This is a genomic window from Streptomyces sp. NPDC057682 (assembly GCF_042799575.1).
Taxonomy (GTDB): Bacteria; Actinomycetota; Actinomycetes; order Streptomycetales; family Streptomycetaceae; genus Streptomyces.
This window is the reverse complement of the sequence record NZ_JBHVIN010000006.1, coordinates 343616-367176: the sequence shown is the minus strand read 5'-3', so window position 1 is coordinate 367176 and position 23561 is coordinate 343616. Positions and strand designations below refer to the sequence as shown.

Annotated in this window: 20 protein-coding genes; 10 read left to right on the top strand and 10 right to left on the bottom strand. The window is 74.1% G+C overall.

Translation table 11 applies throughout. The features are described from left to right. Window positions 1-74 precede the first annotated feature (74 nt). On the top strand, window positions 75-851 hold the full coding sequence (locus tag ACFVDM_RS13735; protein WP_383637712.1) for an SDR family oxidoreductase: 777 nt from the start codon (window positions 75-77) through the stop codon (window positions 849-851). 75 nt (window positions 852-926) lie between these two features. Here ACFVDM_RS13735 and ACFVDM_RS13730 read toward each other — a convergent pair whose 3' ends face one another. After that, window positions 927-2570: a class I adenylate-forming enzyme family protein gene (locus tag ACFVDM_RS13730; RefSeq protein ID WP_383637709.1), complete on the bottom strand. Its 1644-nt coding sequence runs from the start codon at window positions 2568-2570 to the stop codon at window positions 927-929. A gap of 340 nt (window positions 2571-2910) precedes the next feature. Between ACFVDM_RS13730 and ACFVDM_RS13725 the strand changes: the two genes are divergently transcribed. From ACFVDM_RS13725 to ACFVDM_RS13690, 8 genes are all read left to right on the top strand, one after another. Further along, window positions 2911-4524, top strand: coding sequence for an ABC transporter substrate-binding protein (locus tag ACFVDM_RS13725; RefSeq protein ID WP_383637706.1), 1614 nt, complete (start codon window positions 2911-2913; stop codon window positions 4522-4524). 103 nt (window positions 4525-4627) lie between these two features. Continuing rightward, the gene (locus ACFVDM_RS13720) at window positions 4628-5596 is read left to right on the top strand and encodes an ABC transporter permease (protein WP_383637703.1); all 969 of its coding nucleotides are present in this window, start codon (window positions 4628-4630) and stop codon (window positions 5594-5596) included. After that, window positions 5589-6623, top strand: coding sequence for an ABC transporter permease (locus ACFVDM_RS13715; protein WP_383637700.1), 1035 nt, complete (start codon window positions 5589-5591; stop codon window positions 6621-6623). Before ACFVDM_RS13720 ends, ACFVDM_RS13715 begins: the two co-directional genes overlap by 8 nt. Next, the gene (locus tag ACFVDM_RS13710) at window positions 6620-7663 is read left to right on the top strand and encodes an ABC transporter ATP-binding protein (RefSeq protein ID WP_383637697.1); all 1044 of its coding nucleotides are present in this window, start codon (window positions 6620-6622) and stop codon (window positions 7661-7663) included. Before ACFVDM_RS13715 ends, ACFVDM_RS13710 begins: the two co-directional genes overlap by 4 nt. Then, window positions 7660-8661 carry an oligopeptide/dipeptide ABC transporter ATP-binding protein gene (locus tag ACFVDM_RS13705; RefSeq protein ID WP_383637694.1) on the top strand — a complete coding sequence of 334 codons (1002 nt, stop codon included), beginning with the start codon at window positions 7660-7662 and terminating at the stop codon, window positions 8659-8661. The genes ACFVDM_RS13710 and ACFVDM_RS13705 overlap by 4 nt, the downstream gene beginning before the upstream one ends. Then, window positions 8658-9884: an NADH:flavin oxidoreductase gene (locus tag ACFVDM_RS13700; RefSeq protein ID WP_383637691.1), complete on the top strand. Its 1227-nt coding sequence runs from the start codon at window positions 8658-8660 to the stop codon at window positions 9882-9884. Before ACFVDM_RS13705 ends, ACFVDM_RS13700 begins: the two co-directional genes overlap by 4 nt. Further along, a complete protein-coding gene (locus ACFVDM_RS13695; protein ID WP_383637688.1) occupies window positions 9881-11281 on the top strand; it encodes an amidase in 1401 nt (466 codons plus the stop codon). Before ACFVDM_RS13700 ends, ACFVDM_RS13695 begins: the two co-directional genes overlap by 4 nt. Before the next feature lie 314 nt (window positions 11282-11595). Further along, window positions 11596-12204 carry a DNA-binding response regulator gene (locus ACFVDM_RS13690; protein WP_383637685.1) on the top strand — a complete coding sequence of 203 codons (609 nt, stop codon included), beginning with the start codon at window positions 11596-11598 and terminating at the stop codon, window positions 12202-12204. On the opposite strand, the gene ACFVDM_RS13685 is transcribed toward ACFVDM_RS13690, so the two are convergent. The 5 genes from ACFVDM_RS13685 to ACFVDM_RS13665 all read right to left on the bottom strand — a co-directional run bounded on the left by ACFVDM_RS13685 (window position 12199) and on the right by ACFVDM_RS13665 (window position 17310). After that, window positions 12199-13458, bottom strand: coding sequence for an FAD-dependent oxidoreductase (locus tag ACFVDM_RS13685; RefSeq protein WP_383637682.1), 1260 nt, complete (start codon window positions 13456-13458; stop codon window positions 12199-12201). The genes ACFVDM_RS13690 and ACFVDM_RS13685 overlap by 6 nt on opposite strands. Next, complete coding sequence (locus ACFVDM_RS13680; protein WP_383637679.1) at window positions 13455-14573, bottom strand: 3-dehydroquinate synthase II family protein; 1119 nt, start codon at window positions 14571-14573, stop codon at window positions 13455-13457. The genes ACFVDM_RS13685 and ACFVDM_RS13680 overlap by 4 nt, the downstream gene beginning before the upstream one ends. After that, window positions 14545-15387 carry a 2-amino-3,7-dideoxy-D-threo-hept-6-ulosonate synthase gene (locus ACFVDM_RS13675; protein WP_383637676.1) on the bottom strand — a complete coding sequence of 281 codons (843 nt, stop codon included), beginning with the start codon at window positions 15385-15387 and terminating at the stop codon, window positions 14545-14547. The genes ACFVDM_RS13680 and ACFVDM_RS13675 overlap by 29 nt, the downstream gene beginning before the upstream one ends. Beyond that, window positions 15384-17027, bottom strand: a complete 1644-nt coding sequence (locus ACFVDM_RS13670; protein WP_383637673.1) for a class I adenylate-forming enzyme family protein — start codon at window positions 17025-17027, stop codon at window positions 15384-15386. Before ACFVDM_RS13670 ends, ACFVDM_RS13675 begins: the two co-directional genes overlap by 4 nt. A gap of 79 nt (window positions 17028-17106) precedes the next feature. Beyond that, a complete protein-coding gene (locus tag ACFVDM_RS13665) occupies window positions 17107-17310 on the bottom strand; it encodes a thiazolylpeptide-type bacteriocin (protein WP_383637670.1) in 204 nt (67 codons plus the stop codon). Window positions 17311-17519: 209 nt separating this feature from the next. Here ACFVDM_RS13665 and ACFVDM_RS13660 point away from each other — a divergent pair, with 209 nt between their 5' ends. After that, on the top strand, window positions 17520-19076 hold the full coding sequence (locus ACFVDM_RS13660; RefSeq protein ID WP_383638031.1) for a bifunctional 3-(3-hydroxy-phenyl)propionate/3-hydroxycinnamic acid hydroxylase: 1557 nt from the start codon (window positions 17520-17522) through the stop codon (window positions 19074-19076). 75 nt (window positions 19077-19151) lie between these two features. Here the strand turns inward: ACFVDM_RS13660 and ACFVDM_RS13655 are convergent, their stop codons facing one another. The 4 genes from ACFVDM_RS13655 to ACFVDM_RS13640 are packed head-to-tail and all read right to left on the bottom strand — an operon-like array spanning window position 19152 to window position 23558. Further along, the gene (locus tag ACFVDM_RS13655) at window positions 19152-20000 is read right to left on the bottom strand and encodes an ABC transporter permease (protein WP_383637667.1); all 849 of its coding nucleotides are present in this window, start codon (window positions 19998-20000) and stop codon (window positions 19152-19154) included. Beyond that, on the bottom strand, window positions 19991-20980 hold the full coding sequence (locus tag ACFVDM_RS13650; protein ID WP_383637664.1) for an ABC transporter ATP-binding protein: 990 nt from the start codon (window positions 20978-20980) through the stop codon (window positions 19991-19993). Before ACFVDM_RS13650 ends, ACFVDM_RS13655 begins: the two co-directional genes overlap by 10 nt. Further along, window positions 20980-22002, bottom strand: a complete 1023-nt coding sequence (locus ACFVDM_RS13645) for a thiopeptide-type bacteriocin biosynthesis protein (RefSeq protein WP_383637661.1) — start codon at window positions 22000-22002, stop codon at window positions 20980-20982. Before ACFVDM_RS13645 ends, ACFVDM_RS13650 begins: the two co-directional genes overlap by 1 nt. A gap of 38 nt (window positions 22003-22040) precedes the next feature. Beyond that, window positions 22041-23558 carry a nitroreductase family protein gene (locus ACFVDM_RS13640; protein WP_383637658.1) on the bottom strand — a complete coding sequence of 506 codons (1518 nt, stop codon included), beginning with the start codon at window positions 23556-23558 and terminating at the stop codon, window positions 22041-22043. Window positions 23559-23561 lie beyond the last annotated feature (3 nt).

Genomic DNA, 23561 nt, shown 5'->3' with positions numbered 1-23561 from the left:
ACCTCCCGGGCCCCTAGCGTCGCACCGCCCCCGCCCGTCCGGGCGGCCCGGCCCGACCGCCCCGAGGAGTGCCCATGCCCCGCACCGTCGTCGTCACCGGTTCCGGATCCGGGATCGGAGCCGCGCTCACCGCCCTGCTGCGCGCCCGGGGCGACCGGGTCGTCGGGGTGGACCTGAAGGGCGGCGACATCGACGCCGACCTCGCCACCCCCGAGGGCCGCGCCGACGCGGCCACCGCCGCGGGCGACGCGGCGGACGGGGTCGTCGACGCGGTCGTCACCTGCGCCGGGACCTCCGTACCCGGGCGGGCGACGGTCTCCGTCAACTACTTCGGCAGCACCGCGTTCCTGACCGCGCTGCGGCCCGCGCTGGCCGCAGCCGAGCTGCCCCGCGCCGTGGCGATCGGCTCCATCTCCGGGACCCAGCCCAACGACCCGGACGTGGTCGCCGCCTGCCTGGCGGGCGACGAGACCACGGCCCTGGACCGCGCCGACCGGGCCCTCGCCGAGGAGCGCGGCCGGCAGCTCTACCCCTCGTCCAAGGCGGCCCTCGCCCACTGGGCACGCACCACCGCCGTCACCGAGGAGTGGGCGGGTGCCGGAATCGCGCTCAACGTGGTCGCGCCCGGCATCGTCCTCACCCCGATGAGCGCCGGGCTCTTCGACGACCCGGCGATGCGCGCGGTCATGGACGCGGCGGTGCCCATGCCGCTGAACGGCTACTCCCGGCCCGAGGACATCGCCCGCGCCGTGCTCTTCCTCGCCTCGCCCGACAACACCCACATCACCGGACAGGTGCTGTACGTGGACGGGGGCGCCGAGGCCACCCTGCGCGGACCCGGCACCTTCTGATCCCGGCCCCGCGCACACGGGTGCCCCGGCCGTGGATCACGGCCGGGGCACCCGTCGTCGTGGCCGGGGCGGTCCTCAGACCCGCACCCTGTTCCGGATCACCTTGCCCGTCGCGTTGCGCGGCAGCTCCTCGGTGGTCAGCCGCCACTGCTTGGGCACCTTGAAGTAGGCCAGCGCCTCCTGGGCGTGGGCCCGGAGCTCGTCGGCGGTGGCGGTGGAGCCCGGGGCGAGGACCACGACGGCGGCCACCTCCTGGCCGAGGTCGGGGTGGGGCACCCCCAGCACCAGGCACTCGCGGACGTCCGGGTGCTCGGCGAGCACCGTCTCGACCTCGGCCGGGTAGATGTTCTCCCCACCCCGGATGATCAGGTCGGAGCGGCGGGTGCTCAGGAACAGCCGGCCCTCGCGCAGCTCTCCCAGATCGCCGGTGCGCAGCCAGCGGTCCGGTCCGACCGCGGCGGCGGTGGCCTCCGGGTCGCGCCAGTAGCCCAGCATGTTGTACTGACTGCGCACCCAGACCTCACCCTCCTCGCCCTCGCCCAGCACCTGCCCGGCGGGGTCCCGGATCTCCAGACGGACCCCGGTGACGGGCCGGCCCAGGGTGCCGGGGGCCGCCGCCAGCTCCTGCGGGTTCGCCGCCGCCACCGCCGTACAGGTCTCCGTCAGTCCGTAGCTGTCCACCAGCGAGTCCTTCGCGAACGGCAGATTCTGCCGCAGCCGCTCCTTGAACGCCGTCGACGAGGGGGCGGAGGCCAGCGCGAACGCCGTCAGCGACGACGTGTCGTACCGGTGGACACCGCCGTGTTCGAGCATGCGGTGCGCCATCGTGGGCACCGCCCCCCAGTTGGTGACCCGCTCCTTCTCGACCATGCCGAGCACCTTGTCCACGTCGAAGGCGCCCGTGTGCAGGGCGATGCGGCTGCCCGTGGCGAGCCGGGGCACCGCCAGATTGTGCAGGCTGGCGATGTGGAACAGGGGGAGCGTCAGCAGATAGACACGGTCCTCCGGGGGCATCGGATCGCCGAATTCCCGGAGCAGGGCGTCGTTCAGCCGGTGGTACTCGGTCACGGCCAGCAGATTGCGGTGCGTGTGCACGGCGCCTTTGGGGCGGCCCGAGGTGCCCGAGGTGTACAGGATGACGGCCGGATCGTCCTCGGCGACCTCGGCCGAGGGCAGCGGCGCGTGGGGGCGGGCGGTGAGGAAGCGCCGGACGTCGTCCTCCATGGACAGCACCGGCACCGGGCAATCGGCCAGTTTGGCGGTCTGCCGGGCATCGGCCACCACCAGCGCCGGATCGGCGTTCTCGATCCCGTGGGCCATCTCGCGCGCCGACCACCAGGCGTTGAAGCCGACGGCGACGGCGCCGATCGAGACGGTGGCCCAGAAGGTCTGGATCCATTCGGGCGAGTTGGCGGCGGCGATGGCTACCCGGTCGCCCACGCCGATGCCGTACTCCTCGCGCAGCACCTCGGCCAGCGAGGCGACCTCGGCGGCATGCCGGGCGAAACCGATCCGGCGGTCGGCCGTGACGATGAAGTCACGGTCCGCATGGGCGACGGAGGCGTGCAGCACCTCGTGCAGGGCCCGTTGCCGGTGCCGGAACACCGGCAGCCGGCTGCCCAGCACCTCCTCCTCGGAGAGCTCGAACCGGCCGCCGGGGCCGGTGAGCCCGGCCACCCGGGCAAGGGCGGCGGTGCGGTGATCCGTTTCGCTGGACATCGGGACTCCTGGGCGTCGTGAACTCCACTGTGATCGCGGTCGACGTCAGTGTCGGCAGTGCGCGCCCCTCGATCCCCGGACGATTCCGGTCACTGGGACACCGTGCCACGGCCGGGGCCGGGAGGGAACGGCCCGGTCACGCGCGCGTGAGCCCGGTCCGGCCCCCGGCCGGCCGGTTCCCGCTGAGTGGGATGCGTCACGTCGGCCGGGAGACGCCGCCGTAGCGTCCCGCCCACCGCAGGGGCCGCCCGCCCCGCGACGCCCTTCCCGCACTGTCCTTCCCCGCCTCAGCGCACCGGCTCGTCCCGACACCGGGCTCCGGACACCCTGGAGGAAAGATATGAAGCGAGCACCACGGACGAGAGCCCGCCTCGTCGCCGTCCTGGCCGCCTCGGCGATGCTCAGCGCCGCCTGCGCCTCCAACGACGACGGAAAGCCGGCCCAGCAGACCAAGGCCGAACGCGGCCGCTACACCTTCGGCGCCCTCGGCAAGCAGCCCGACGCCGGTGAACCGGTCCGCGGCGGAACCCTCCGCTTCGCCGACTACGCCGAGGCCCGCAGCCTCAGCCCCGCCGTCACCTACGCCACCGGAGCATCCGGCGGCTCCGCCCTCGCCGCCGTCTACGACGTCCTCATGCGGTACGACACCGCCGCGAAGAAGTACGAGCCCTGGCTGGCGAAATCGCTGGAGAGCAGCGCCGACCTCAAGACCTGGACACTGAAGCTCCGCGACGGCGTGAACTTCTCCGACGGCACCCCGCTGGACGCCGACGCCGTCGTCGCCAGCATCGCCTGGTACCAGAAGAACAAGGGCGCCGACACCGCCCTGCTCGCCCCCAACCTCGCCTCGACCCGGGCCACCGACGACCGCACCGTCGTCTTCACCCTGCGCACCCCCTGGGCGACCTTCCCCGCCATGCTCGCCCAGGCCCCCGGCATGATCGTCGCGCCCGCCGCGTACGCCACGAAGACGTTCGAGCCGATCGGCGCCGGCCCCTTCACGCTCGGCTCCTACGCCCCGCAGGAGGAGATGGTCCTCAAGGCCAACAAGAAGTACTGGAAGGGCGAGCCCTACCTGGACGCCCTGCGCTTCAGCTGGCCGCAGTCCGACCGCTCGAAGCTCGACGCGCTCAACGACGGCACCGTCGACGTGACGTACATGCGCAGCCCCGATGTCGTGGACGACGCGGTCCACGAGAAGCACCCCGGCGAGCTGACCCTCACCGGCCTCGGCAACATGGTCACCATCAACACCCGCGCCGGCCGCCCCGGCGCCGATCTGCGGGTCCGCCGGGCGATGGCCCTGGCCCTCGACCCCGAGCTCGACACCGCCCGCGCCTACAACGGCAAGGGACTGCCCGGCAAGGAGATCTTCCCGCCCGAGTCCCGGCTGCACTCCTCCGTGAAACCCCTCGGCGTCGACCTCGACGGGGCGAAGAAGCTCCTCGGCGAGGCGAAGAAGGACGGCTACGACGGCGCCCTCACCTACATGGACGGCACCGACCCCGTCTCCCGGGCCAAGGCCGTCGTCACCAAGGCGATGCTGGAACGCGTCGGCTTCAAGGTGACGCTCGACCTCGTCCCCTCGATCGCCGACCGCACGGCGAAGACGTACGTGGAACACGACTTCGACATCAGCCGGGGCGCCGCCAGCATCTCCGAGAGCGACCCCTACCACCGCCTCCAGAGCGTCCTGAACTCGCAGAGCTACGGAAACCCGGGTGGCTACAGGAACCCGAAGATGGACGCGCTCCTCGCCGAGCTCCAGCGCGCCGACGGCGACGCCGAGACCAAGCGCATCCTCGACCGCGTCCAGACCCTGTTCAACGAGGACGTCCCCCTGGTGAACCTCGGCGCCAGCGCCGCCTTCACCGCCTGGGGCACGAACGTGCACGGCATCGTCCCGACCGACGAGTACATGGCCCTCTTCGGTGAGGCCTGGATCAGCAAGTGACGCCCCGGGGCCGGGCGCTGCCCCGCCCGGCCCCGGAACCCCCGCACCCCCGGTGCGCCCTTTGTCGACCGGCCTGCCCCGCCGGGCGGATCTGGAGGAAACCATGAGTCCCGCTGCGCTGCGCCGCCTGGCCCTCAGGGCCCTGGAACTGGTGGGCGTGCTCCTCATCGCGAGCGTCGGGGTGTTCTCGCTGGTGGTCCTGCTGCCCTCGGACCCCGCCGTGGACATCCTCGGGGCGGGCCGGTCGCCCGCCGAATACGCCGAGGTCCGCCACGACCTCGGCCTCGACGACCCGCTGGTCACCCGCTACTTCGACTGGCTCGGCAACGCCCTCACCGGCGATCTCGGCCACTCCGTCGTCCCCCCGCAGAGCGAGGTCACCGACCGGGTGCTCTCCGCGCTGCCCGTCAGCTTCGAGATCGCCGCGCTCGGCCTGCTGATCGCCCTGCTGATCGCCGTCCCCCTGGCCATGTGGTCGGCCTACCGCGAGAACTCCGCCGCGGACCGGATCATCGGCGCCGGCACCTTCGGCGTGCTGTCCGTCCCCAGCTTCCTCGCCGGACTGCTGCTCGTCCTCGTCCTGGTCAACTCGGCCGGCTGGTTCCCCCGTTCCGACTGGGTACGGATCGGCGACGGGGACCTCGCCGGCAACCTCCACCACGCCTTCCTGCCGGCCCTCACCGTGGCCCTGGCCGAACTCGCCATGTTCACCCGGGTCCTGCGCGGCGACCTCATCGTGACCCTGCGCGAGAACTACATCCTCGCCGCCCGCGCCAAGGGCATGAGCCCGCTGCGCATCCTGTTCTCCGACGCCCTGCGCCCGTCCTCGTTCTCCCTGGTCACCCTGCTCGGGCTCAGCCTGGGCCGGCTCATCGGGAGCACCGTCGTCGTGGAGTACCTCTTCTCGCTCCCCGGCATGGGCACGCTCATCGTCAACGCGGCGGGCCAGGGCGACTACCCGATGGTCCAGGGCGCGGTGCTCACGATCGCCGTGATCTACGTGGTGATCAACGCCGGCATCGACTTCTCCTACGGCTATCTCGACCCGAGGACGCGACGTGTCCATGTCTGACAGCGTTCCGCGCACGCGGATCCCCGCCCCACCGCCCCTGCTCACCGCCGCGGTCCTCACCGCGGCCGGACTCGCCCTGCTCGTCTACGGGGCCACCACGACCCAGCTCGTCCCGCTCGGCCGGGCCGCGCTCGCCGTGCTCGGCCTCGGACTCGCCCTCGCCGGGGCCGGACGGCTCGGCAGACTCCGGTCCGGACCCGGCTTCGACGTGGTCTTCTGGTTCGGCGCCGGCTGGCTGATCCTCCTCACCCTGGCGATGCTGGCCGCCCCCTGGCTGCCGCTCGCCGAGGACCGGGACGTGGCGAGCACCGTCGCCGAACCGGTCTTCGCCGGACCGGTGTTCACCGGCGGCCATCCGCTCGGCACCAACGGCTTCGGCCTCGACCTGCTCGCCCGCTCCCTGTACGGAGCCCGGTCCTCGCTGCTGATCTCGCTGACCGCGGTCGCGGTCGGCACCGTCGTCGGCGGCGCCGTCGGCATGATCGCCGGCTACTTCGGCAAGGCCACCGACCGCGCCGTGGGCATCGCCACCAACTCGCTGCTCGCCGTGCCCCCGCTGATCCTGCTGATCGCGCTGGCCACCGTCCTGCGGCCGAGCCTGCGCAACGTCGCCCTCTCCCTCGCCCTGCTCACGATCCCCGGCATGGTGCGGCTCGCCCGCGCCACGACCATGGCGTACGCCAACCGGGAGTTCGTCGTCGCGGCCCGCGCCATGGGCGCCACCCGCACCCGCGTCATGGTGCGCGAACTGCTGCCCAACGTGCTGCTGCCCCTGATGTCGCTGGCCGTCGTGATGATCTCCGTCCTCATCGTCGCCGAGGCCTCCCTGAGCTTCCTCGGCCTCGGTATCCAGCCACCGGAACCCACCTGGGGAAACATGATCGCGGAAGGGGAGGGCCGGGTCTTCGAACAGCACCCGCACATCGTGCTCGTCCCCGGCGCCTTCCTCTTCCTCACGGTCTTCGCCTTCAACATCGTCGGCGAGAAGGCTCGCGGGCGCTGGGACTCCCGGAGCGTGAAACTGTGACCACGCGCGCCACCACGGCCACCACCACCCCGCAGCCCGGCACCGCCCCGGCCCCGGTGCTCGACGCCACCGACGTCCGCACCGTGTTCCACACCCCGCGCGGCCCCCTCCAGGCCGTCGACGGCGTCGGTCTCGCACTCGCCGAGGGCGAGACCCTCGGCATCGTCGGGGAGTCCGGATCCGGCAAGTCGGTCCTCGGGCGCACCCTGATGGGCCTGATCACCGACGGACCGGACACCACCGTCTCCGGAACGGTCCTGCTCGGCGGCCGGGACGTCCACGCCCTGAGCCCCGCCGGACGCCGCGCCCTGTGGGGCACCGAGGTCGCCATGGTCTTCCAGGACCCCATGACCTCGCTGAACCCGGTCAAGCGGGTCGGCACCCACCTCACCGAGAGCATCCGGCTGCACCAGGGACTCGGCCGCCGGGAGGCCCGGGACCGCGCCGTCGGCCTGCTCCGCCAGGTCGGCATCCCCGAACCGGCCCGCCGGGCCCGCCAGTACCCGCACGAACTCTCCGGCGGCATGCGCCAGCGCGTCGTCATCGCCATGGCCCTGGCCTGCGGCCCCCGCCTGCTCATCGCCGACGAACCGACCACCGCGCTCGACGTCACCGTGCAGAAGCAGATCCTGGACCTCCTCCAGTCGCTCGCCCGCGACCTCAGGATGGCCACCGTCCTGATCAGCCACGACCTGGCCACCGTCGCCGGCCGCACCGACCGGGTCGCCGTGATGTACGCCGGACGCCTCGTCGAACACGGCCCGACCGCCGAGGTGTTCGCCCGGCCCCGGCACCCGTACAGCAGCGCCCTGATCGCCTCCGTCCCCCGCCTGGACATGCCCCCGCACACCCTGCTCCCCGCCATCGAGGGGCGGCCGCCGCATCTGCTGGACCCGCCGCCGGGCTGCCGGTTCGCCCCCCGGTGCGCGTTCGCCACCGAACGCTGCACCACCGAGTCGCCGCTGCCGGCCGGCCACGACGGACCGGGCACCGTCGCCTGCCACCACCCCCTGGGCGCCGCCGAGGAGGCCGCCGTATGACGCGCAACCGCCCCACCGCACCGGCGCTGAGCGCCGAGGACCTGGTCGTGGAATACCCGGCCGGCCGGGGACAGAAGGTGCACGCCGTCTCCGGTGTCTCCCTGGAGGTCGCCCCCGGCGAGACCCTGGGCATCCTCGGCGAGTCCGGCTGCGGCAAGTCCACCGTGGGCCGCTCCCTGATCCAGCTGCCGCCCCCGGACTCCGGCACCGTCCGCCTCGGCCCCACCGCGCTCACCGGCCTCGCCCCCGGCGAACTGCGGCGGGCCCGCGCCCGGATGCAGATCATCATGCAGGACCCGGTCTCCGCCCTGAACCCGCGCCGCAGGGTCCGCGAACTGGTCTGGGAGGGCCCCTCGATCTGGGGGAGCGGCGACGACCCCCGGGACCGGGACACCCGCGTGGACGAGGCCCTGCGCGACGTCGGCCTCGACCCCGCGACCGTACGCGACCGGCGCCCGCACGAACTCTCCGGCGGCCAGTGCCAGCGCGTCTGCATCGCCCGCGCGCTGATGCTCGACCCCGAGGTCCTGATCTGCGACGAACCCGTCTCCAGCCTCGACGTCTCCGTCCAGGCGCAGATCCTCAACCTCCTGGAGACGACGGTCGCGCGGCGCCGACTGAGCATGGTCTTCATCGCCCACGACGTCTCCGTGGTCAAGAACATCAGCGACCGCGTCATGGTCATGTACCTGGGCAAGGTCGCCGAGGTGCTGCCCTCCGACGGGATGCAGCACGAAGCCCTGCACCCCTACACCCGGCTGCTCCTCGCCTCCCTCCCCGAGGCCCAGCGCGACCCCGCCGCGGGGTCCGCCGCCGAGGCCCCAGGCGAGGCCGCCGAACTCCCGTCCCCCCTGGACCCGCCGTCGGGCTGCCGCTTCCGCACCCGCTGCCCGCTGGCCACCGAGCGGTGCGCCGCACAGGAGCCGCCGCTCAGGGAGGTCCGGCCCGGCCACCGGATCGCCTGTCACCACGCCACACCCGAGAGGAACCCCGCATGACCACCGTCGAGACCCCCGATGTACTGGCCCCCGCCCGGCTCGGCCCCCTCGAGCTCCGCAACCGGGTCATCAAGGCCGCGACCTACGAGGGGCTCAGCCACAAGTCCCTGGTGACCCAGGACCTGGTCGACTTCCACGTCGGCTACGCGAAGGGCGGCGTCGGCATGACGACCGTCGCCTACTGCGCGGTCGCCAAGGAGGGCCGCACCGACCGCCACCAGATCCACTGGACCGACGAGGCGATGCCCGGTCTGCGCAAGCTCACCGACGCCGTGCACGCCGAGGGCGCCGCCGTCAGCGCGCAGATCGGGCACGGCGGCCCGGTCGCCAACCCCAAGGGCAACGGCGCCCCCGCGCTCTCCCCCTCCAAGCACTTCCACGCCACCACCCTCAGCTGGGCCAAGGAGGCGAGCGTCGACGACATCCACCGCATCACCGAGGCGCACGCCGAGGCCGCCCGCCGGGCCGCCGCGGCCGGCTTCGACGCCGTCGAGGTCCACCTCGGCCACAACTACCTGGCCAGCTCCTTCCTGAGCCCCAAGGTGAACCACCGCACCGACGCCTACGGCGGCAGCCTGGAGAACCGGGCCCGGTTCGCCCGCGAGATCATGCGCGCCGTCCACGACGCGGTCGGCGGCCGGATCGCCGTGATCGCCAAGATGAACATGGACGACGGGGTGCCCGGAGGTTTCTGGCTCGACGAGGCCATCCCCGTCGCCCAGTGGCTGGAAATGGACGGTACGGTCGACGCCCTGGAGATGACCGCGGGCAGCTCGCTGCTCAACCCGATGTACCTCTTCAAGGGCGACGCCCCGCTCGACGACTTCTCCGCGATCATGCCGCAGCCGATCAAGCTCGGCGTCAAACTGGTCGGCAAGCACTTCCTGCGCAGCTACCCCTACCGGGACGCCTACCTCCTGGAGGACGCCCGCCAGATCCGGTCCGCCGTGAAGGTGCCGATGATCCTGCTCGGCGGCATCACGGACCGGCCGGCCATGGACCTGGCGATGCGCGAGGGCTTCGAGTTCGTGGCCATGGCCCGCTCCCTGCTGCGCGAGCCCGACCTGGTGAACCGGATCGGCCGGGACGCGGCCACCCCGTCGCTGTGCATCCACTGCAACAAGTGCATGCCGACCAACTTCACCGGCACCCGCTGCGTCCTCGTCGACCGGGGCAGCTCGCGCGGCGCGACCTGGGGCAAGCCCGCCGGATACGTGTCGTGACCGCCCGGGACGCCGTCGCCACGGCCGCGGCCGTACGCGACGGCTCGGCCGACGCCCGTACCGTCACCGAGGAGGCCATCGCCCGGATCGAACAGGACGACCCCCGGTTCGGCGCCGTGATCCACACCCGGTTCGACGCCGCGCGCGCCGAGGTGGCCGCCGGACTGCCCGAGGGGCCGCTGCGCGGCGTCCCCCTGCTGGTCAAGGACTTGGGGACCGAGGTCGACGGGCTGCCCGCGACCGGCGGCAGCCGGCTCTTCGCCACCGCCGTCGCCCGCCGCGACAGCGAGGTCGTCGCCCGCCTCAAACGCGCCGGAGCCGTGGTCCTCGGCACCACCAACACCCCCGAACTGGGCCTCAACGCCTCCACCGAACCCGCCCTGTACGGCCCCACCCACAACCCCTGGGACCCCGCACGCTCCCCGGGCGGCTCCAGCGGCGGCTCCGCGGCCGCGGTGGCCGCGGGCATGGTCCCGGTCGCCCACGCCAGCGACGGCGGCGGCTCGATCCGCATCCCGGCCGCCGCCTGCGGACTCTTCGGGCTCAAGCCCGGCCGGGGCCGGGTCTCACCCGCGCCCCGGCCCACCACCCTGTCCGGCCCGGTCTCCGGACACCACGCCCTGACCCGGACGGTCCGCGACAGCGCCCTGCTCCTCGACGTCCTCGCCGGGACGCTCCCCGGGGACGCCTACGGCTCACCGGCCCCGGACGCGCCCTTCGCCGAACTTGCCGCGCGCGACCCCGGACGGCTGCGGATCGGCCTGGTCACCGCCCTGCCGGACGGCCCCGATGTCCACCCCGACTGCCTCCGGGCCGTACGGGAGGCGGCCCTCCTCTGCGAACGCCTCGGCCACCGCGTCACCGAGACGGCCGCCCCCTACCGGCCCGACGACGTCGGCCGCACCTCCGGCGTCCTGATGGGCGCCGACCTCGTCGCCCAGATCGACGCCCGGCTGGAGCAGCTCGGCCGCCCGCTGGCCGACGACGACATCGAACCGTTCACCCGGATCCTCTACGAGGCGTACCGGGTCCTGCCCGCACCCGACGTCAGCCGGGCGCTGCGCCGGGCCCAGGAGATCGGCTGGGAGGTCGGCGCCGCCTTCCGCGACCACGACGTGCTCCTCGGCCCGACCCTGGCGCGGCCCACCCCGCGCCTGGGCACCCTGGACACGGCCGACCCGGAGTCGGTCTACCGGCACGCCTCCGTCTACTCCGCCTTCACCAGCGTGTACAACGTGACCGGCATGCCGGCCATGTCCGTTCCCTTCGGCACCGACACCGAAGGACTGCCGCTCGGCGTCCAGTTCGCGACCCCGCTCGGCGGCGAGGGCACCCTGCTCGCACTCGCCGCACAACTGGAACAGGCGGCTCCGTGGGGAGCGCCCCCGCTGGGCTGACCCCGAGGAGACGCCCGGGGCGCCCCGGCCCCGCCCGTACCACCGCCCCCCCGACCGCCGGACGGCCCCCGCCGTCCGGCGGTCGGCGTTTGTCGGCCGGAGAACTCCCGTTCTGTGGGGAGTGACCTGGTCCGAGGTGGGAACGGGCCTCTTGTACGCGCCCCCCTCACGCTGTACACCTTGTTCTCCGTCATTACACAAACACTTCACGCATTGGCGCATTATCTCCATGGAGTCGGGCGACCACCGTGACCACCGCCGCAGGCGGACGTGGTCTCCCGGACATGTTGCTTCCGCGTGCATGGGGGACACACATGAGCATCCGCATCGTCGTGGCCGGAGAGTACGCCCTGTCCGTCGAGGTGATGGCGAAGTATCTGGACACCGTGGCCGACTTCTCGGTCGTCGGGGCCGCCAAACAGCACGAGGACCTGCTGCCGGCGGTGGCGCGCTGGGAGCCGGCCGTCGCGGTGGTCGAGGCCGCCACCGTGGGCGACGGCGTACTCGACATCCTCGGGAAGCTGCGCACCGAACAGCCGCAGTGCGGAGTGGCCCTGATATCCAGTCAGTCCTCGCCGACCTTCACCGACCAGGCGATCCGCGCCGGCGTCCTCAGCGTGGTGTCCTTACAGGTCGAACTGCAGTACCTGATAGGGGCGATCCGCGGGGCCGCGGTGGGCTGTCTGACCATGGACCCCGGCCTCTTCGCCGCCCAGCCGATCTCGCTGCACTGCCCACTGAGCACCCGTGAGGCCGATGTGCTCCGCATGACCGCCTCGGGCGCCTCGCTCAAGGAGATCGCCCGGGACCTCTACCTGGCGGTCGGCACCGTAAGGAACCTCGCGTCGACCGCCATCCGCAAACTCCAGGCCCGCAACCGCTTCGACGCGGCCCGCATCGCCATCGAACAGCGCTGGTTATGACACGGGCGGCCGGGACACCGCCCGCCAGGGGACCGGCTCCCTCATCGCCTTCTCGGCCACCTCCTCCGCGTCGTACCCGTACAGCGGGCTCATCGCCCGCAGCCCCGCCGGTCCCCGCGGGTCCGGGGGCGGGCCGCTCGCGCGCGGCCCGGCCGGACCCGGCCGGTGCAGAAAGCGGGTGGCCCCGCGCGCCCCGCGCTGGATCAGCGCCGTACGGGGCAGACGCAGGTCCCGGTAGCGGCGCAGCGCCGCCGGGGCATCGTCCCCGCCGGTCCGGGCCAGGCAGACCGCCAGGGTCACCGCGTCCTCGACCGCCTGGTTCGCCCCCTGGGCGAGGAAGGGCAGCATCGGATGGGCGGCGTCACCGAGCAGCGCCACCCGGGGCGTCACCCAGTCGGTCAGGATCTCGCGGTCGTGCAGGAGCCAGCGGCGCACCGGGCCGGCGGCGGCGAGGAGCCGGACGGCCGCCGGGTTCCAGCCCCGGTAGGCGGCGGCGAGTTCGGCCGGGTCGCCGTCGGCGGTCCAGGACTCCTCGCCGGACACGGCGGCCGGCACCGTGGCCGTGAAGCTGATCTCCCGGCCCGCCGAGACCGGATAGCAGACCAGATGGCGTCCGGGGCCCGGCCAGACCCGGATCTCCGGTTCCCCGGCCGCCCACGGCAGCCGCTCCGCCGGGACCAGTCCGCGGTAGACACTGCTGCCGGAGAACACCGGTGTGTCCCCGGCCATCCGGGCCCGCACCACCGAATGCACCCCGTCCGCGCCGATCATCACCCCGGCCCGGTGCCGGGCGCCCGAGGCGAAGGTGAGGCACACCCCGTCCTCGTCCTCCGTCCAGGCGGTCAGCCGCTGCCCGGTGCGGAGCCGTCCGGCGCCGACGGCCTCCCGCAGCACGTGGTGCAACTGGCCCCGGTGGACCGTGTAGTAGGGGGCGCCGAAGGTGCGCAGGCAGGCGGCCCCCAGCGCGGTGGTGGCGAGCGGGCGGTCGTCGTCCCAGCCGCGGAGGCGCAGCGCGCGGGGGAGGACCGCGACGGCGTGGAGCGCGTCGGCGACGCCGAGACGGCGCAGCAGCCGGGTGGCGTTGGGTGCGAGCTGGAGCCCGGCCCCGGACCCGGCCGGCTCGGGACTCCGCTCGAAGACGGTGCAGTCCACCCCTTCGCGCCGCAGGGCGAGGGCCAGGGTCAGCCCCGCGATGCCGCCGCCGACCACCGCCACGGCGGACGAGTCCTCCGCGTTGCCCCGAGCGGCGCTCACCGTTCGCGGCAGAACTCGTCGATGGGGTAGCCGACATGCCGGTCGGCCGTGGGCACGTATCCCAGCAGGGTGTCGCCCGGGACGAGCGCGGTGCAGTTGAGCACGGTGCCCCCCGGACCCAGCACCCGTACGTGCCAGTCGTCCTGGAGCACGAGATTGACCCGTACGCCCTCCGGCGACACCGCGTCGACCGAGATCAGCGGCCTGGTCTCGATCTTGACCCGGCCCACCGGCACGACCCGGGTCCGCCCGTCGGAGTCCACCGCCAGGGCCGGGGCGCCCGCGTGCAGTTCGCTGAGGTAGTTGGTCCGTCCGTGCGGCGCGACGACGTAGGAGTGGACGGCGCCGGCGTTGACGCGGAAGGGACGGGTCGGCATGTAGGGCAGCGGGTGGGTCTCGCTGACGCACAGCACCATGCCCTTGGAGTAGGAGCCGACCAGCAGCCCCTCGTTCTCCCGGAGCTGGCTGCACGTGTCCACACAGGCCCGTTCGCCCATGCCGATGTGCGTGGTCGCGGTGACGGTCAGCTCGGTCAGCGTCAGTTCGCCGGTGACGGACCCGGCAGCCTCCGCCAGGGCGGTGGCGTCGCCCACGGAGCGGCCGGGCATCATCACGCCGTCCGAGCCCAGCTCCAGCACCCCGAAGGTGATCGCCGCCTCCTCGGGGTCGGCGGCCGTGGTCACGATCGCGCCCTTGGAACCGGACGCGGCGGCGATGACGATCTCCAGCGGGATCTTGGTGGGGTCGCGGAAGTCGAGGACGCTCCAGCGCTCCGTCCGCGCCGCGTGGCAGGCCTCCTCCAGACTCGCGGCATCGGTGATCTCCACCAGACGCCCGAACTCCACCTCGGGATGGGCCCGTTCCAGCTCGGCGCGGCCCTCGAAGCCGGGCGGCAGGATGACGATGTCGGCCTCGCCGGGGAAGCACTCGTCCCGCCACCAGCCGTCGCCGCCGGGCAGCAGCACCTTGCTCACGGTCGGCGGGAGGCCGGCCAGCGACCGGACGTCACCGGCGACGATGCCGTCGGTCCGCCGGTGCAGGGCCTCCTCGACGATCGCGGGTGCGGCGGCACCGGCACCGCGGATGTCAAGCCAGCACAGCTTCTGTCCGTTCATCACACTGCCCTTCTGTCTCGTCGGCCGGGAGCGGCCGGGGCACGCCGTGCACGACGGCGGCCACCCGGGCGGCCATCCGACGCGGGTCGGCGGCCTGGAAGATGTTGCGCCCCATCGCGACGCCGGCGGCGCCGCCGAGCAGGGCGTCCCTGACGAAAGCCAGCGCGTCGCCGTCCGCACCCCGGCGGGGACCGCCCGCGCACAGCAGCGGGATCGGACAGGCCGCCACCACGTCGCGCATCTCGGCCACGTTTCCCACGTACGGGGTCTTGACGACGTCCGCACCCAGGTCGGCGGCGAGCGTCGCCGCGTGCACCACCAGCTCCGGGGCGCGCGGATCCACGATGCCGGGGCCCCGCGGGTAGACCATCGCGAGCAGGGGCAGGTTCCAGCGGTCGCACAGATCCGCCACCCGGCCCAGGTCCCCGATCTGCCGCCGCTCGTCGTCCGAACCCAGGTTGACGTGGACGCTCACCGCGTCCGCCCCCAGCCGCAGCGCGTCCTCCACGGCGGTCACCGGGTACTTGGCCTCCGGATCCGGCGCGTGCCGGGTGCTCGCGCTCAGATGCACGACCAGCGACATCCCCGCGAAGCGGGACGGGTCGATGTGCCGCAGCACGCCCTTGTGGACCACCACCGCGTCGACACCGCCCGCGGCCAGCTGGCCGGTGAGGCGGTCGATCGTGCTGCCCCGGGGCACCACCGGACCGTCGGTGACGGAGTGGTCGAGCGGGGTGATCAGAAGCCGCCCGTCCCCGTGACGGAACAGCCTGCCGAGCCGCATCTCACGGGCGAAATGCAGATGTGCTGTCATACCGCTCTCCTCCCACCGTGGAATCCCGCGCCGGGTCCGCCGTCCGCCGCCCGTACGAGGCCCCGCAGATACCGCACATCGGGCTTGCCGCCGTCGTTCAGCGGAAGCTCCGGCCACCGGCTGATGCGCACCGGCACATGGGCCGAGTCCAGCCGCGCCCCGACATGGGCCCGCAGCCGTGCCTCGTCGTCCTCGCTCCCCGGATACAGCGACACCGCCGCGTGCACCCGCTCCACCCGGTCCTCGTCCGTCACCCCGAACACCACTGCCTGGCGCACCGCCGGACACTCCGTCAGCACCCGTTCCACGGCGGCCGGATGGACCTTCTGCCCGCCGCTCTTGATCACCTGGCCCAGGCGCCCGGTCAGCCGCAGCCTGCCGTACACGTCGAGGAGCCCGAGGTCGCCGGTGCGCAGCCACCCGTCCGGGGTGCGGCCCTCCGACGTGCCACGGCCGAGGTATCCGTCCATGACCGTCGCGGACCGTACGCACACCTCGCCCACCACGCCCCGCGGGACGTCGTGCCCGGTGTCCGGATCGCGCAGCCGCAGTCCCACCCCGGGGAACGGCCGGCCCACCGAGCCGAGCAGCTCCGGTTCCCGGTGGTCGAGCCGGTCCAGACCGCAGATGCCCCCCGCCTCGGAGGAGCCGTACAGCTGGGACAGCGGGCCCTCGAACCAGCGCAGGGCCTCGGCGATCCGGTGCGGGGCGGCCGGTGTCCCGCTGTACACCACCCGGCGCAGCGCGGACAGATCCGGCCCGCCGCCGGCGCCGAGCCGCTCGGTCAGCCGGTATAGGTGCGGCACCGCCAGATAGGTGTCCGTCACCCCGAGACGGCCGAAGGCGTCCAGCACCTCTTCGGCGTCGAAGTGCTCGTGCAGCACCACGGAGCCGCCCGACGCCAGCACCGCGTCCACCATGGAGCCCACCGTGTGGCTGACCGGGGTGACGGCCAGGATGCGGGCCGGCCCGCCGGGGCCGGGGACGGCCGGGTAGCAGCCGACCGTCGCGTTCCAGACGCGGTGGCTCTGCACGATGCCCTTCGGGAGCCCCGTCGTCCCGCTGGTGAACGTGATCCGGGCACGCGCCCCGGGATCGTAGGGAGCCACCGTCCTCGGGTCGAGGCCCGCGCCCCCGGGCACCGGGGCCAGGGAGCCGTCCCCACGGGGCGCGGAGCGGCCCGGAGCGGGCAGCAGCAGACCGCGCAGAGCGGGCGAGACCAGCGCGGACGCGCGGGCGGCCGTGGTCTCGTCGGCCACCAGGATCCGGCTGCCGGTGTCGCGCAGCACCCCGGCCTGGACCTCCGGCGACAGCATCTCGGCGTCACTGCGCGGATTGGCCGCGCGGACCGACACCACGGCCGCGCCCAGCAGATGCGCGGCGTACCGCGCGAGGAGCGCCGTGGGGTGGTTGGCCGCCGTCAGCAGCGCGACGGTGCCGCCCGGGGCGATGCCCGCGTCACGCAGCGCCGCGGCCGTGCCGAGCACCGAGGACAGGCAGTCCCGGGCGGTGAGCCGGTGCCCCGACCAGTACACCACCGGCGCGTCCGGACGTTGCGCCCAGGCGTGCAGCAGACGGAAGGCGTAGTGCTCGTGCCGCGCCCAGGAAGGGGGCGTCCGCACAGGGGGACCGGCGCTCATGGGGCTCCTCTCCGGGGTGTCCGGGGAAGCGGTCCCGCGTACCGGTCCGGGAGACGGGCCGGTACGCGGGCACCCGCGATCAGCAGCAGCAGCAGGTGGAGGACGACGACGAGCAGCACAGGCTGATGTCGGCCGCGGCCTCCGAGGAGACGCTCAGGCTGGAGGAGCTGGCGCCCATCTCCGGCAGACCCACGCTGTCGGAGACCTCCAGCACCTCCAGCTCGGTGATGTCGAAGGAGGCGAAGAGGTCGCCGACCGGGTTCTCGTTCGCAAGCATGCTCATGATGGATCCCTTCCATTGCTGGACAGAGGGCTTCGATGACGCGCTGATGCTGGCAGTCGCCTCTCGGCCCGGACAACGGCCGCCCGGACCGCCCTGACATTCATCACGTTCTTTTCCGGAGGGGGTTCCGCGGGGCCGCCCGGCGTGGAACGAGGGCTAGCGTGACCACGTTTCCGGTCGCCCCGGGAAGGGAGAGGGAGTTGAGCGCTGTGCCGTCACCGGCGTCCCAGGAGGCCCCCGCCGATGTGCTCGTCGTCGGGTTCGGCCCGGTCGGCCAGGTGCTGTCGATCCTGCTAGCCCGCCGCGGATGGCGGGTCACGGTCGTCGAACGGTGGCCCCGGCCCTACCCGATGCCGCGCGCGGTCGCCTTCGACGCCGACGCCGCCCGCATCCTGGACGCGGCGGGGGTGGGCGCCCACCTGAGCACCTTCGGGGAGCCGTCGGAGGACTACGTGGTCGCCGACGCCTCCGGACGCACCCTGCTCCGGATCGGCCTGGGTCACGACCCGGCCCACCGCTGGCCCGTCTCCACCTCCATGTACCAGCCGGGCCTGGAGGCCGCGCTGGCCGAACGCGCCGCGCTCCTGCCGAGCCTGCGGCTGCTGCGCGGCCACGAGGCGGTCCGGCTGGCCGCCCGCGAGAACGGCGCCGCACTCACCGTGCGCCCCACGGACGGCGGACCGGAACGGGTCCTGCGGGCCCGCTGGGCCGTCGGGTGCGACGGCGCCCACAGCATGGTGCGCGCGGCGACGGGGGCGCGGCTGAGCGACGGCGGCTTCGCCCTGGACTGGATGGCCTGCGACGTGACACCGCACCGCGCGGACGACTTCCCCCGGTGCAACGTCCAGATCGCCGACCCCGCGCGCCCCCGCGTGGCGGTCTCCGCCGGACCGGGCCACCGCCGCTGGGAGTTCATGCGGCTGCCGCACGAGACGCCCGAGGACTTCGGCACCACCGCGAACGCCTGGCGGCTGCTGGCGCTGTTCGGGGTCCACCCGGACAACGCCACGCTGGAACGCCACGCCGTCTACACCTTCGCCGCCCGCAACGCCGACCGCTGGCGGGCCGGCCGGGTCCTCCTCGCCGGGGACGCGGCCCACCAGATGCCCCCGTTCGCCGGACAGGGGATGTGCTCCGGCCTGCGCGACGCCGACGACCTGGCGTGGAAGCTGGACCGGGTCCTGGCCGGCGCCGCGCGTTCGGAGCTGCTGGACAGCTACGAGGCCGAGCGCCGCCCCCACGCCCAGGGCAGCATCGACCGGTCCGTCGCGCTCGGCCGGCTGATCTGCCTGACCGATCCGGTCGCCGCCGCCCACCGCGACCGCGCGATGGCGGCCCGGCCCGGCGCGGACCGGGCCCGGACCGCGCCGCCCGCCGTCGACACCCCGGACGGGGGCCTGTTCCACCGCGCGGACGACGGCGGGCCGGGCCCCGGCGCGGGACTGCCGGTGCCGCCCTCGGTGCTCGGGGCCGCCGGACACCTGGGCCCGGACCCGGTGCTCCTGACGACCGGCGACCGCGCCGAGCCGTGCGCCGAGGGCGCGCTGGAGCGCGCCGGACGCTGGCGGCTGGTGCTGCGCCGGCTGCGGCCCGGGAACGCCGCCGACGCGCCGCTGACGGCCTGGCTGGAGTCGCTCGGCGCGACGGCGGCCGTCGTCCGCCCGGACTGCCGGCTCTACGGCCTCGCCCGGACCCCGGCGGAGACCGAGGCCCTGGTGCGCGCCCTGGCCGACCACTACGCACCGTCCCTGGAACCGGCCCCGTAGGACGTGTCGGGCAGGCCGACGAGGGGGTGACCGCCCGTCCGGCGGTCACCCCCTCGACCGTGCCCGTACCCGGGGTCAGTGGAAGCGCTGACCCTCGTCGCGCCGGTACGCGTACACCGAGACGACGGCCAGGAGCACCGTCCACGCGGCGAAGGAGACCGCCGAGACCGGGTTCAGGTCGTAGTCGCCCACGGCCGCCCACATCAGTTCGGCGGCGCCGCGCGTCGGGGTGAAGGGCGCGATCGTCTCGATGAAGCCGGGTGCCCGGCCCGCCCCGGAGAACAGCCCTCCGGCGAAGGCGAGGGGGAAGAACGTCAGCTGGACCACCGTCAACGCCGCCCGGATCGGCAGCAGATAACCGATCGTCAGCCCCATCAGGGTGAACGGGACCGAGACCAGGACCACCACGGCCGCCCCGGCCAGAAAGCCCGGCACCGTGGTGGTGGCCTCCGTCGCCACGGCCGCGATGACCAGCAGCGGGATCATCGACAGCAGCATGGTCAGCAGCCCGGACAGCAGCCGCCCCGCGAACTTGGGGCCGGGACCGCTCGGCAGGGTGCGGGTGTAGAGGTCCCACGGGTGCTGGCGCTCCTCCGCCACCCCGATCCCGTGCCCGAACAGGTTGCTGATCATGGTCGCGAAGACGATCATCGCCGCGGTCGCGTAGGTCGCGCCCACGGGGTCGTCGCCGGCCGCCGGGACGACGAAGAACAGCATCGACGCACCGGGGAAGAACGCCGTGCCCACCAGGGCGATGGGGATGCGCATGGTCCGGAGCAGTTGGTAGCGCGCGTGCATCAGGGTCATCCGGACCTGTGTGCGCAGGGCCGCGCGCACGCTGCGGACCGGTTGTGCCGCACCGGGCGGCGCGGCGGCGGACGCCTCTTCGGAACCGTCCGCCGTCCGCCGGGTGTCTATCGCCACGGGCCGCTTCCCAACTGTGTCGTGGTGGACGCCCCGGCCGGGGCGTCCTCGGTCGCCGCCTCGTCCGCGAGGGAGAGGAAGGCCTCTTCGAGCGTCGCCGAGCGGACCTCCAGCCCGGAGAACGGCGCCCCGCTCCGGACGAGATCGCGCACCAGCGCGTCGGCGTCGGGGGTCAGCAGATGCACCCGGCCGCCCACCCGCTCGGAGCCGAGGACGCCGGGCAGCTCCGGCACCTCGTCGGCCAGCAGGCTCACCCGCTGGGCCCGCACCAGCCCGCGCAGCGCGTCCACCGTGTCGTCGGCGGCGACCCGTCCCCGGGTCAGCACCACCACGCGCCGGGCCAGATGCTCGACCTCCTCCAGATAGTGGCTGGTCAGCAGCACGGTGCCGCCCTCGGCGTGGAAGGCGCGGACGACCTCCCACAGGGTGCGGCGGGTCTCCACGTCCAGCCCGGTGGTGGGCTCGTCGAGGAAGACCATCCGGGGCCGGCCCACGAAGGCCAGCGCCACCGCCAGCCGGCGCCTCTCGCCGCCGGAGAGCCCGCCGGTCTGGCGGCGCTCCTTGTCCAGCAGGCCGAAGCGGTCCAGGAGTTCGCCCCGGGGCACCGGATCCTCGTAGTGCGCGGCCGCGAAGTCGGCGACCTCACCGACCCGGAGGGTCGGCGGCAGCCCGGTCTCCTGCGGCGTGACCCCGATGAACCTGCGCTGCGCCGCGGTGCGCGGATCGCCGCCGAACAGCGCGCAGTGGCCCGAGGAGGGCCGGCGCAGCCCGACGAGCAGACTGAGGAGCGTGGACTTCCCCGCCCCGTTCGGACCGAGGAGGCCGACCAGTTCGCCGGCCCGGATCTCCAGGTCGAGCGGGTGCAGCGCGGTCGTGCCGCCGTAGGTCCGCGACATCCCCACGGTCCGTACGGCCACGGGCGGTGCGTCGGCGGACGGTGCGGCGGGCGGGTCCGCCGCGGTGAGCAGGGTGCGGGCCATCAGTGCTCCTTGGGGGCCGGCCGCGCGGCGGCGTCGGACGCGCCGGGGGCCGGAAGCGGGAAGAGGTGGACCAGCCGCGCGTAGGTCTGGAGTTCCTCGGCCATGGTCAGCCCGAGCCGGTTGTGCAGCATGTGGACGTGGGAGAAGAAGACCTCTCCGGGATGCTCGACGGTGCCCTCCGCCCGGATCCGGTCCGCCAGGTCGGCGAGCAGGGTGTGCCAGGGCCCGAACGGGCCGTGCTGGGCCGGGTCCACGGCCGGCGGTGCGGCACCCGGGCGCGGTCCGGGCCCGCACAGCCGGTCCAACTGCTCGGTGGAGAGCTGGAATCCGGCCCCCACCATCTGCCGCAGGGCGTCCAGTCCGCGCGCGTAGAACACGGCCTGGTCGGCCGGGCCGCCCAGCGCCGTACCGGCGGACATCGCCGCCCGCAGCGCCATCGCCGACCGCGACCGCGCGTCGGGCAGCCGGGGCAGGAAGGCGCGCACCAGTTCGCTGGAGAGCTGGAACAGCCGCTCGGTGGCCGGCATCAGGGCGGGCCCGCCGTAGCGTGCGGTCTCCGGCACATAGGTGTCCTGGTACACGCCCGGGTCCCGGGGCCCGGCCGGCCAGGCCCCGCCGTGCGGGTCCTCCAGCGCGGACAGCCGCCGGGCATGCCCCAGATAGGTGTTCCGGTCCAGGGGGTCCTCGTCCTCGCGGAGCCGCACCGCGCGGCCCAGCCGGTCCTGGAGCAGACGCTCGGTGCGTGCCGTCTCGGGGCTGCTCAGCCCGCCGATCCGCAGCCGCAGATGCGGCCCGTGCTGCCAGTAGCGGATGAAGAACCACGGCCGGTCGGGAAACAGGTCCGCCGCGGGGCCGATCACCTCGGTGACCACCCGGTCGTGCGCGGAGCGCGCCATGGAGCCGAGATGGAGGTGCCAGGAGCGCCACTGGACCGGGAGGACCGGTTCGCGGAAGGCCGTCGCCCCGGAGGGCAGCCAGTGAGCTGTCCGGGACGCCGTGCTCCCGGTGGTGGGGGACTGCACCGTTGTTGTCTCCGTTCTCTTGTCACTGCCGGCTCTGGTCACTGCCGGAGGTCGAGCAGCGGGCCGCTGAACCGCGAACTCCCGCTGATCACTGCGAGGACGACCGTCTCGTCGTCCGGGAGGCCGAGGACGCGTCGCGCCGGGACCTCGCGGAAGGCCCGGACCGGGCGCGCGCACAGGCCCGCCGACGCGGCCGCCAGGGTCAGTCCGTGCACGGCCCAGCCGCAGGCGTACTGCGCCGCCGTCCAGCCGCCCGCGCCGAGTTCCCGGGCCAGGTCCCGGGGCCGGAACGACAGGAACCACAGCACCGACGCGTGCCGTACGTCGCAGCCGTTGCCCGGTGCCAGGGGGTAGCCGTAGATCTCCTCCAGCCGGGCCGGCACACCGGGGCCGGTGGCGCGCGGGGTGTACGACCCGGCGGTCACCTCGTACACCCCGTCGGCACGGCCCGTCACCGACTGGGTGACGGCGGTGACCCGCAGTGCCCCGGTCGCCGCCCGCAGCACGTCGCCGGGCGGCGGCGTCAGCAGCCAGGCCCGCGCCGTGTCCAGGACCGCGGCCGGTACGGGGCCCGGCCGGGCCGTGTTCCCGAACAGGCCGCGCGGCATCCGGCCCGAGGTGCGGCGCCACAGCACCTCCGCCCAGGACAGGCCGGAGTCCGGCGTGCCGGGCGGGACGGCCGTGTCCACCGGGGCCGGGGTGTCGGGGAACCGCTGGGCGCGGTTCATCTCCACCACATCGGCCATCACCGCGTCCGGCACCGCCCCGTCCCCGGCGGGCGGACCGTCCGCACCCCCGGGGGCGTCCCCGGCCAGTTCGACGACCACGGGAAGCGTCCACTCCCAGCCGGGCGTCAGCCCGAACTCCGCCAGCCGCTCCCCGGCCCCGGGGCCCGGCAGGCGCACCCGTGCGGGAACGCCCAGAAGCTGGAGGGCGACGCACACCGCGCGCAGCGCGATGCCGAGTTCCAGCTGCACCAGGGAGCCCCGGTACCAGCGGTACGTGGCCGGCAGCCGGGTGAAGCGCCCGGTCAGCAGCACCTCGCGCGCCGCCGACGGCGTGTCCGAGGCACCGGCCAGCCCGACCAGCGCCCGCCGGTAGGGATCGAACACCCGCCGTCGGCCACGGTCGTTGACGAGGACCTGCACCGGGAACTTCGCCCGCACCGAGGCGTAACCCCGGTGGTCGTTGAACGGGTTCTCCGGCTCCCGGCGCTGCACCCCGAACGCCGCGACCAGCGCGTGCGCCAGCGCCCGGTCGTCCGGTACGCCGGTGATCCGGCCCGCCGGGAACGGGGCGTCCTCCAACAGGTCCACCGTCCCCGGCGGCAGCGCGGTGAGATCACCGGGCCGGGCCGCGTCGGGCAGCCGGGGCGCCACCGGCAGCGCCGAGACCGGGACACCGGGCGGGGGTTCGGTGCCCGGGGGCACCGGCGGCACGGGCGGCCGGTCGGCGCCGGCGGCGTACAGGTACCACATCCGGTCACGGGCCATGGTGTCCACGCCCTCGGGGACCGGCCCCGCCCCGCCCGGCGCGGGGGCCTCCGGTACGTCCACTGC